The sequence below is a fragment of the Allosphingosinicella sp. genome (assembly GCF_036387215.1).
In the GTDB taxonomy this organism is placed as follows: domain Bacteria; phylum Pseudomonadota; class Alphaproteobacteria; order Sphingomonadales; family Sphingomonadaceae; genus Allosphingosinicella.
The window spans coordinates 1-6,393 of the sequence record NZ_DASVUE010000431.1; the positions used below are offsets into that span (position 1 = coordinate 1).

A 6,393-nucleotide genomic window follows, 5' to 3' on the forward strand; every position below is an offset into this window, starting at 1 on the left:
CCGATCGGCTGCCCGCGAAGGTCTGCGATCAGGCCAAGCAGGCGCTGGACGAGCTCGGCCGCACCGGCAGCTTCGAATATTCCGCGGACGGAGTCGCCACGATCGACGAGGCGGCCTGGCTGCCGATGGCCGCCGAGCAACGCGACGCGCTCGGCCAGGCGCTCGCCTTCCACACCGCCTGCTCGGCCAAGGAGCCGCCGCGCGAGGTGTCGGTCACGATCAAGAATGAAGGCGGCCGCACGCTGACGGAGCGCGTGGTGGAAACCTCGATCGACATCGGCCGAGCGCTGCGGGACTGAGCATCCTGTTACGGGATTGAGACATCTTCTGCAGCAACTCACAATGTTATAGAATATCATCACGATATAGTATATCACGGCTCCTGCAGCTGGAGAACCAGCGCGATGTGCAGGAGATGAGAGATGGCTGAGCAGACCTTCCTCAACCAAAAGCCGAGGAGCCCCGGCAGCCTCGCGGTCGTGATCGCGCTTCACGGCGCGGCGATCACCGCCTTGATGCTGTCCAAGATGGAATTCGTGCGGCCGCCGCCGGTGGTCACCGAGACCTACAACGTCCCGGACATTCCGCCGCCGCCGAAGGTGGAACCCGATGAGCCGAAGCCGCAGCAAAAGGCGCAGTCGAAGTCGCAGATCGACATCGTCCCGCCGATCGTAGAGCGGCCCGCATTCAACGACGTGGTGATCCCGCAGCCGAGGAATAGCGAACCGGTGGTGTTCGATACCTCGCCGCCCGGACCGGTGACCTTGCCGCCCGTCGCCGATCCGCCGCCGGTGCCGAAGGCCGATCCGGTCCGGACCGAGGCCCAGCTCGATCCCCGGAGCAAGCTTCAGCCGCCTTACCCGGCTTCCGAGGAGCGGGCGGAAGTGACCGGGAGCGTCACGGTGATGATCGTGATCGGCACCGACGGGCGCGTGAAGGACGTCGAGAAGGTGAGCGCCGGCAACGACGCCTTCTACCGTGCGACGGAGCAGCAGGCGCTCCGCTACTGGCGGTTCAAGCCGGCGATGGTTGACGGCAAGCCCGTCGAATCGAGGAAGCGAATGACGGTGCATTTCCGGCTCGACGCCTGAGCCTGGAGGGGGTGGCGCAGCCGCTGCGCCGCCCCTATCTTCGGGCGATGCCGCTTCCCCGCCCAGCTTCCCCCCGCGCGCTGATCGCCGATCTCCGCGCCTTCACGCGTGAGCGCACCGGCGTGCAGTGGGGCGCCGCCTTCGTCGCGATTGCGATGCCGATCGTGATCGTGTTCGGCTTCATCAAGGACGCCAAGACGAACATCGTTCCAAAGGAACAGATCGTCTATGTCGGCAGCTGGAGCTCCAACCGCACCGACGCCGAAATTAAGGCCGACCAGGCCAGGCGCGAGCAGCAGCGGCAGGCCGGCGTCGCCGAGCGCCAGCGCCAGTTCAAGGCGATCGAGCGCCGCTTCGGAATGGATGAAGACTGATCCGCGCTGGATGGCTGCGGCGATCGCGCTCGGCGAGCGCGGCCGCGGGCGGACGGCACCCAACCCCAATGTCGGCTGCCTGATCGTCAGCGGCGATGCCGTCGTCGGCAGCGGCTGGACCCAGCCCGGCGGTCGTCCGCACGCCGAAGCGATGGCGCTCGAGGAAGCAGGGGCACTGGCCTCCGGCGCCACGATCTATGTAACCCTCGAGCCCTGCGCTCACCTAAGCAGCCGTGGACCCGCCTGCGCCGATCTGCTCGCCTCGTCGGGCATCGAACGGGCGGTGATCGCGTTGCGAGATCCCGATTCCCGCACGGACGGCAGGGGCATCGATCGGCTTCGGGCGGCGGGGATCGAGGTGGAGATCGGCATCGGTGCGCAGGATGCGGAACGATCGATGGCCGGTTTCCTGACACGGCTTCGCCTTGGCCGGCCCTACGTGACCCTGAAGCTTGCAATGTCTCTCGACGGCAAGATTGCCCTGCCCTCGGGGGAGAGCCGCTGGATCACCGGTGAGGATGCCCGGGCGCACGTCCACGCCGAGCGTTCCCGAACCGACATGATCCTGGTCGGCCGGGGCACCTACAATGCCGACAACCCCAAGCTCGACGTGCGGCTGCCGGGGCTGGAGGACCGATCGCCCCGGCGTGCCCTCCTGACGCGCGGCGAAGCGGTGGACGGCTGGAGCAGGATCGGCGCTCCCGAGGAGATTTTCGGGCTTCATGACGTCAACGATCTGATGGTCGAGGGCGGCTCGGGCGCTGCTTCCGCCTTCCTCCAGGCCGATCTCGTCGATCGGATGCTGATCTACCGCGCGCCCATCATCATCGGGGAGGGCAAGTCCTCGGTAGGTTATATCGGCCTCACCGCGCTCGCGGACGCGCACCGGCGGTGGGCGTTCGTCGATAGCCGCCCGCTTGGCATCGACCGCCTCGAAGTCTACGAGCGCGTCCGCAACTGATGTTTACCGGAATTGTCACCGATATTGGCCGCATCGAGGCGGCGGAGCAGCGGGGCGACCTGCGGCTGCGGATCGGCTGCGGTTATGACATGTCCACCGTCGATCTCGGCGCGTCCATTTCCTGCTCCGGCGTGTGCCTGACGGTGGTGGACAAGGGCGAGAACTGGTTCGCGGTCGATGTCTCGGCCGAAACGCTCAGCCGGACCGCCCCTGCAATGTGGGAGCAGGGGCGGCGATTGAACCTCGAGCGGGCGCTCCGCGTCGGCGACGAGCTTGGCGGCCATATCGTCACCGGCCATGTCGACGGGATCGGAGAAGTGGAAGGCACGGCCGACGTCGGCGGCTCCACCCGCGTCACGATCATCGCCGGCGACGAGATCGCGCCTTACCTCGCCGCCAAGGGATCGGTGACGCTCGACGGCGTGTCGCTGACCGTGAACGAGGTGGAGAGCCTCTCGGACGGCGTCCGCTTCGGGATCAACATCATCCCCCATACTGCGCAGCAGACGACGCTCGGCGAGATCGCGCCCGGGCGGCCGCTCAACATCGAGATCGACATCCTCGCCCGCTATCTCGGCCGCATGCTGGAGCTCCGGCGCTGATGGCCGCGCTTCCGCTCGAACGCGGCTTCCTCTCCTCCCCAGAGGAACTGATCGACGAAGCGCGCAACGGCCGCATGTTCATCCTCGTCGACGACGAGGACCGGGAGAATGAAGGCGATCTCGTCATCCCGGCGCAGATGGCGACGCCTGATGCGATCAACTTCATGGCGCGATACGGCCGCGGCCTCATCTGCCTGGCGCTGACCAAGAACCGTGTCGACCAGCTCGGCCTCGGCCTGATGAGCCGCCAGAACGGCACCCGGCACGAGACTGCCTTCACCACCTCGATCGAGGCGCGCGACGGAGTCACCACCGGCATCTCCGCCGCCGACCGCGCCCGCACCATCTCGGTCGCGATCGACGCCGCCAAGGGCCCGGAGCATATCGTCACCCCCGGCCATGTCTTTCCGCTCGTGGCGCGGGACGGCGGAGTCCTCATCCGCGCCGGCCATACCGAGGCCGCGGTCGACGTCTCGCGCCTCGCCGGCCTCAACCCTTCCGGAGTGATCTGCGAGATCATGAAGGAAGACGGGACGATGGCGCGGATGGACGACCTCGTCGCCTTCGCGCAGCTGCACGGCCTCAAGATGGGCACGATCCGCGATCTCATCGCCTACCGGCTCAAGAAGGACCATCTCGTCGAGCAGACGGCGGAAGCGAGCTTCGAAAGCTGCTGGGGCGGGACCTGGGCCGCCAAGAGCTTCCTCAACAAGGCGGTCGGCACCGAAACCGTTGCGCTTGTGAAGGGCGAGATCGACCCCTCCAGGCCCACGCTCGTCCGGATGCACCAGCTCAACCTCTTCGAGGACGTGTTCGGCGAATCAAGCCCCCGCAGCGGCATGCTCCGCGGCGCCATGCGCGAGATCGCGCGCGAAGGATCCGGCGTGATCGTCGCGCTGACTCGCTCGGTGCCGATCTCCACCATCCTCGATGCCCGCTCCGGCAAAGCTGGGCCGAAGGACATGGAGCAGCTCCGCGATTATGGCGGCGGCGCCCAGATCCTGTCCGCGCTCGGCATCCACGATATGATCCTCCTCACCAACACCCACCACACGCCGGTGGCGCTCGGCGGCTACGGCCTCAAGATCGTCGGCGAGCGCATGATCCCGCTGGAGGATTGAGATGGCCAGGATCCTGATCGTCGAGGCGCGCTTCTACGACCACTTGAACGATCTGCTGCTCGAGGGCGCCCGCGCCGCGATCGAGGAAGCGGGGCACGAGCATGAGACGATCACGGTGCCGGGGGCGCTCGAAGTGCCCGCCGCGATCGCGCTTGCGGCTGAGACGGAGCGCTATGACGGCTTCGTTGCCCTCGGCGTCGTGATCCGCGGCGAGACCTATCATTTCGAGATCGTCGCCGGCGAAAGCGCGCGCGGCATCATGGCGCTGACGCTCGACGGCCTCGCAATCGGCAACGGCATCCTCACCGTCGAAAACGAAGCCCAGGCGCTCGCCCGCGCCCGCCCGGACGAAAAGGACAAAGGCGGCGAAGCGGCCAGGGCGGCGCTTTCGATGCTTGCGCTCCGCCGGCATTTCTCCGCCTGAGCGCCATCCATGGCGCTGAACGCCGCGCCCGGCCGCTATGCCTTCGCGGCCCTGATCGTCTCCAACCTCTTCCTGGCGATGGGCCCTTGGATGGTGCGGCTGGCGGACGTGGGGCCGGTCGCTTCGGCCTTCTGGCGATTGTCGCTTGCGATCCCGCTGCTGCTGATGCTGGCGCGGTTTGCAAGCAAGGGATCGTTCCGGCCGGGGAAGGGCGTTGCGCTCCTGATCGTCGCCGGCGGCGTCTTCTTCGCGGCCGATCTCGCCGCCTGGCATTACGGCATCGGCCTTACGAAGCTCGCCAACGCGACGCTGTTCGGAAACGCTTCCAGCCTGCTTTTCCCGGTCTACGGCTTCATCGCCGCGCGGATGCTGCCGCAGCGGCTCCAGGCGCTCGCCTTGCTGCTGGCGGCGGCGGGCGCGGCTTTGCTGCTCGGCGGCAGCTACGAACTCTCGGCACGGCACCTTCGGGGAGACTTGTTCGCGATCCTCGCCGGCCTCTTCTACACGGCCTATCTGATCGTGATCGACCGCGCCCGCCAGACGCTGAAGCCGCTGCCGGTGCTTGCGCTGGCAACGATCGCGGGCGCCGGGCCGCTGCTGCTCTTCTCGCTGCTGCTGGGCGAGAAGGTGCTTCCCTCCGACTGGACGCCGCTCATCCTGCTCTCGCTCGGGAGCCAGGTGATCGGCCAGGGGCTGCTGGTCTATTCCGTGGGGCATCTCAGTCCATTGGTGGTGGGGCTTGGGCTTCTCACCCAGCCGGCTGTGACGGCGGTGGTCGGCTGGCTCGCCTATGACGAAAGGCTGAGCGCCGCCGACGGCGTGGGCGCCATTCTTATCTGTGCCGCGCTGGTGCTGATCCGGCTCCCGCAGCGCCTTGCAACCGGCGAGGCGGCGCCTCATCTTGGGGAGGATCGGAGCGCTCGATGATCGAACCCAATGAGATGAACCTGGACGAGCTCCGCGCCGCACTCGCGCCGCTCATTCCGGCCAATGCGGTGTTCGACGGCTGGAGCGATACGGCGCTGGCGATGGCCGCGTCGGAGCTCGGAGTGCCGGAAGGCCGCGCCCGGCTCTGCTTCCCCGGCGGCGCACCGCAGATGATCGACGCCTGGTTCGATGCGATCGATATCGCCATGGCGAAGGCCTATCCGCTGGAGCGCATTTCCAAGCTCAAGATCCGCGAGCGCGTCCGCGACCTCGTCCTCTTCCGGATCGAGACTGTGAACCCGCACAAGGAGGCGCTTCGCCGCGCGCTTGCGATCCTCGCCCAGCCGCAAAATGCGATGGGCGCCGCGAAGCTCGCCTGGCGCTCGGCAGACCGGATGTGGCGGATCGCGGGCGATCGGGCGACCGACTTCAACCATTATACCAAGCGCGGCATTCTCTCGGCGCTCTACATGTCGACCCTTCTGGTCTATCTCGACGACGACAGCGACAGTCTCGCCACCACCCGCGGCTTCCTCGACCGGAGGATCGACGACGTGATGAGCTTCGAGAAGCTGAAGGCGAGCTGGCGGAACAGCCGCTCGCGCCTGCCAAGCCTCAGCCGCTTCCTCGGAAGGCTTCGCTACCCGGCGGTGTAGCTCTGCGCTATTGATAATCACTCGCAATATGCTAAGCGACAAGCATGACACGGTCGCTGGCTTTCCTGCTCTTCCTCATCGTTTCCGTCTTTGGCTCAGCCCCGGCCAGCGCCGCTGACGGGGATGTGCAGACGACGTGGCGGCTGCTCGATTATGTCGCAGTCGATTATTCCGGCGCGGTCTCCGGCGGCAAGATCGTCAACCCGGCCGAATATGACGAGATGCTCGAATTCTCGA

At 66.9% G+C, this 6,393-nt stretch carries 10 protein-coding genes; all 10 read left to right on the forward strand.

Annotated features, from left to right (window positions below; translation table 11 throughout):
- Positions 1-299 (forward strand): hypothetical protein (locus VF662_RS16360; protein ID WP_464143017.1); only part of this gene is annotated, 299 nt, incomplete at its 5' end.
- Positions 300-422: 123 nt separating this feature from the next.
- Positions 423-1,091, forward strand: a complete 669-nt coding sequence (locus VF662_RS16365) for an energy transducer TonB (protein WP_464143018.1) — start codon at positions 423-425, stop codon at positions 1,089-1,091.
- A gap of 11 nt (positions 1,092-1,102) precedes the next feature.
- Positions 1,103-1,465 (forward strand): hypothetical protein, encoded by a 363-nt coding sequence (locus tag VF662_RS16370; RefSeq protein WP_464143019.1) that lies wholly within the window; start codon positions 1,103-1,105, stop codon positions 1,463-1,465.
- Positions 1,455-2,426, forward strand: coding sequence for a bifunctional diaminohydroxyphosphoribosylaminopyrimidine deaminase/5-amino-6-(5-phosphoribosylamino)uracil reductase RibD (gene ribD, locus VF662_RS16375; protein ID WP_464143020.1), 972 nt, complete (start codon positions 1,455-1,457; stop codon positions 2,424-2,426). Before VF662_RS16370 ends, ribD begins: the two co-directional genes overlap by 11 nt.
- Positions 2,426-3,028, forward strand: coding sequence for a riboflavin synthase (locus VF662_RS16380; RefSeq protein ID WP_464143021.1), 603 nt, complete (start codon positions 2,426-2,428; stop codon positions 3,026-3,028). The genes ribD and VF662_RS16380 overlap by 1 nt, the downstream gene beginning before the upstream one ends.
- Entirely contained in the window at positions 3,028-4,149 is a 1,122-nt protein-coding gene (gene ribB, locus VF662_RS16385) for a 3,4-dihydroxy-2-butanone-4-phosphate synthase (RefSeq protein WP_464143022.1), read from the forward strand. Before VF662_RS16380 ends, ribB begins: the two co-directional genes overlap by 1 nt.
- A gap of 1 nt (position 4,150) precedes the next feature.
- Complete coding sequence (gene ribH / locus VF662_RS16390) at positions 4,151-4,573, forward strand: 6,7-dimethyl-8-ribityllumazine synthase (RefSeq protein ID WP_464143023.1); 423 nt, start codon at positions 4,151-4,153, stop codon at positions 4,571-4,573.
- 9 nt (positions 4,574-4,582) lie between these two features.
- On the forward strand, positions 4,583-5,500 hold the full coding sequence (locus VF662_RS16395; protein ID WP_464143024.1) for a DMT family transporter: 918 nt from the start codon (positions 4,583-4,585) through the stop codon (positions 5,498-5,500).
- Positions 5,497-6,156 carry a COQ9 family protein gene (locus VF662_RS16400; RefSeq protein WP_464143025.1) on the forward strand — a complete coding sequence of 220 codons (660 nt, stop codon included), beginning with the start codon at positions 5,497-5,499 and terminating at the stop codon, positions 6,154-6,156. The genes VF662_RS16395 and VF662_RS16400 overlap by 4 nt, the downstream gene beginning before the upstream one ends.
- A 44-nt stretch (positions 6,157-6,200) precedes the next feature.
- Positions 6,201-6,393, forward strand: a 193-nt coding sequence (locus VF662_RS16405; protein WP_464143026.1) for a hypothetical protein, incomplete at its 3' end; no start/stop codon positions are given.

Bases quoted from the DNA above. Each gene is read 5' to 3' on its own strand.
- ribD (WP_464143020.1), top strand. From the start codon at position 1,455: ATGAAGACTGATCCGCGCTGGATGGCTGCGGCGATCGCGCTCGGCGAG.
- ribB (WP_464143022.1), top strand. From the start codon at position 3,028: ATGGCCGCGCTTCCGCTCGAACGCGGCTTCCTCTCCTCCCCAGAGGAA.
- VF662_RS16395 (WP_464143024.1), top strand. From the start codon at position 4,583: ATGGCGCTGAACGCCGCGCCCGGCCGCTATGCCTTCGCGGCCCTGATC.
- VF662_RS16380 (WP_464143021.1), top strand. From the start codon at position 2,426: ATGTTTACCGGAATTGTCACCGATATTGGCCGCATCGAGGCGGCGGAG.
- VF662_RS16365 (WP_464143018.1), top strand. From the start codon at position 423: ATGGCTGAGCAGACCTTCCTCAACCAAAAGCCGAGGAGCCCCGGCAGC.
- ribH (WP_464143023.1), top strand. From the start codon at position 4,151: ATGGCCAGGATCCTGATCGTCGAGGCGCGCTTCTACGACCACTTGAAC.
- VF662_RS16400 (WP_464143025.1), top strand. From the start codon at position 5,497: ATGATCGAACCCAATGAGATGAACCTGGACGAGCTCCGCGCCGCACTC.